This is a genomic window from Methylobacterium sp. CCH5-D2 (assembly GCF_001556475.1).
In the GTDB taxonomy this organism is placed as follows: domain Bacteria; phylum Pseudomonadota; class Alphaproteobacteria; order Rhizobiales; family Beijerinckiaceae; genus Methylobacterium; species Methylobacterium hispanicum.
The window spans coordinates 1-2,633 of the sequence record NZ_LSIX01000197.1 but is presented as its reverse complement, the minus strand read 5'-3'; the positions used below and the strand labels follow the sequence as shown (position 1 = coordinate 2,633).

Here is a 2,633-nt window from a genome sequence, read left to right as displayed (position 1 = left end):
CGCCAGCGCCCCGCCGAAGACGAGGATCCGGGCGCCCCAGGGCGCGGCGTGCCGCCCCACCGGGCGGCGGACCGTGGCGGCATCGAAGCGCGCCAGATCCTGCACCGGCATGGCGAGCGCGGCTTCCCGAGGCATTGCGGGGGGCTGGTCCGGCGCGGCCCCGATCGGGGCGGGGCCGGGAAGGGCGGTGTCGTCGATACGCAAGGTGGGCCGGCTTCCTCGGGGGTCGGGCTCAAGGGGGCGTGCGCCAGGAACGCGCCAGTTCCCTGTTTAGGCGATTGTGTCCGGCAAATGCACGGCCGGGCGCGGCACGGGCGCCACACCGGCCCGTCGCCGCGGGCCCCGTTAACGAACCGGTTACCATGCGGGCCTAGCGGCTCGGGTCTCGTCACAGTGCAGATCCGGCGCCGCAAGAGCCCACCATGTCGTCCCAAGTCGTCCTGTCGCATGAAGTCCTTCGCGACACTGTCCTCGCCCTGGCCGAGACCGTTTCGGGCCATCTCGACATCTTCGGGGCGCTGGGCCTCCTCCTCGGCTTCGCGGCCGGGATGATGCCGCGCCGGGAGGCGATCCTCATCGCCTCCGCCGCCTGCGCGGCGAGCTTCGCGCTGCACTTCCTGCGGCTCGGCGCCCATACGGGCACCGCGATGTGCGTGATCTCGGTGGCGCAGAGCCTCGCCGCAGCCCGGTTCGGCGGGCGGGCGCGGCGCCCGGCCTGGTTCGTGCCGTTCTTCGGGCTCGGCTTCGTGGCGGTGCTCGGCCTGACCGCCGCGACCTGGAACGGCTGGCCCTCGGCCTGCGCCGGCATCGGCGCGCTGCTCGCCACCCGCGCCCGGCTGCAGACGGAGGCCGGCGCCATGCGCCGCCTGTTCCTCGGGGCCTCGCTGGCCTGGGCCGGCCACAACCTGCTGGTCGGCTCGGCCTTCGGCCTGACCTGCGATCTCTTGACGATCTCGGGGCTGCTGGTGGCGATGGGCCGCTCGGCCGGGGGGCGGCCGGCTGCGGCCTGACACCGCTTCCTGTGGACCGCGCGGATACGGGGGTTCCCCTCTCCCCGCGCGCGGGGAGAGGGGATCCATCGGCGCGTCTCACGCCGGGTCGAGCACCGTCCGCCACAGGTCCGTGTCGGCGGCGTCCTTCAGCGTCACGGTCATCTGGCCGGTGGCGCCCGCGATCGCGACGTGGCCGAAGAACTGGTAGCCCTCGGCCGGCGAGAGGTTCTGGCGCCCGGCCGGCGGCGCCTTCACGAAGCGCAGCTGCGGCCCGAACGTGTCGTCGAGCGCCGCCGGCCCGAAGGTGCCGGCGTGGAGCGGGCCCGAGACGAACTCCCAGAACGGCGCGAACTCTTGGAAGCGGGCCCGGCTCGGGTCGTAGTGGTGCGCCGCCGTGTAGTGCACGTCCGCGGTAAACCAGACCGTGTTGCGGATGTCCTGGTCGCGGATGAAGCGCAGCAGGTCCGCGATCTCGAGTTCCCGCCCGAGCGGCGGCCCGTCGCCCTGCGCCACGCCTTCCGAGCCGAATCTTGCATCGGTGTCGTACGTGACGACGAGCCCGAGCGGCATGTCGGCGGCGATCGCCTTCCAGGTGGCGCGCGAGGCCTTCAGCGCCCGCTTCAGCCAGGCGAGCTGGGCGGGCCCGAGGAACTGGGTGCGGGCGCTCGGCTCGGTCTCGTCGTTGGCGCCGTTGGGGCCGCGGTAGCTGCGCATGTCGAGCAGGAACAGGTCGAGATGCGGCCCGTACGAGACGCGGCGGTAGACGCGCCCCGGCTCGGCCGGCTCGAAGCGCATCGGCATGTACTCGTGGAAGGCACGGGTGGCCCGGGCGGCCAGCACGAGGCTGTTGGCGTCCGCGTAGCCCTTGCGGCGGTGCTCGGCCCGGGTCAGCCGCTCGCCCGGCCACCAGTTGTTGGTGACCTCGTGGTCGTCCCACTGCGCCAGGATCGGGATCTCGCGGTTCATGGCGAGGACGTTGCGGTCGAGGAGGTTGTACTTGTAGGCGCCGCGGAACTCACTGAGCGTCTCGGCGGGCTTGGCCTTCTCCTCGGTGACAAGGTTGCGCCAGAGGCCGCCGTCGGGGAGCCGCACCTCCGCCTGGATCGGCCCGTCGGCGTAGATCGTGTCGCCGGAATGCAGGAAGAAGTCCGGACGGTTCCGGGCGATCGCGGCGTAGATCGTCATGCCGCCGCGGGATTCGTCGATGCCCCAGCCCTGGCCCGCGGTGTCGCCCGACCAGCAGAAGCTGACGTCCCGCGCCAGCGCCGGGGCGCTGCGGAAGCGGCCGGTGATGGGCTCGCCCAGGATCGTCGGCTCGGCCAGATTCTGCAGGCGGACCCGGTAGTGGATGTCCTGGTCGGGGGGCAGCCCCTGCAGGGCCGTCTTCACGGTGAGGTCGCTCTCGGGGAGGGCGTCGACGAAGACGCCGCCGCGGATGTCCCGGAAGCTCTCGGTCGTCGCCCACGCGATGACGGCGCGTGACGGCCGGTCGGCCCGGGCCCAGACGACCGCCCCGTCGCCCGAGACGTCGCCCGATTGCAGCCCGTGGCTGAGCGCGGGCCGGTCGGCGGCGCGGCTGATCGCCGGCCGGGCGAGGGTGAGGGCGGCGGCCGTCGCCAGGACGCGGCGGCGGGTGAGGGG

At 73.4% G+C, this 2,633-nt stretch carries 3 protein-coding genes; 1 reads left to right on the top strand and 2 read right to left on the bottom strand.

All coding sequences use genetic code 11. The features are described 5' to 3' along the window. Positions 1-204, bottom strand: a 204-nt coding sequence (locus AX737_RS32970) for a hypothetical protein (protein ID WP_156453536.1), incomplete at its 3' end; no start/stop codon positions are given. A gap of 218 nt (positions 205-422) precedes the next feature. Here AX737_RS32970 and AX737_RS05080 point away from each other — a divergent pair. Beyond that, positions 423-1,010, top strand: coding sequence for a YgjV family protein (locus AX737_RS05080; protein ID WP_082772889.1), 588 nt, complete (start codon positions 423-425; stop codon positions 1,008-1,010). A gap of 78 nt (positions 1,011-1,088) precedes the next feature. Here AX737_RS05080 and AX737_RS05075 read toward each other — a convergent pair. Next, the coding region (locus tag AX737_RS05075) for an alkaline phosphatase D family protein (RefSeq protein WP_066919504.1) at positions 1,089-2,633 on the bottom strand (1,545 nt) is incomplete at its 5' end.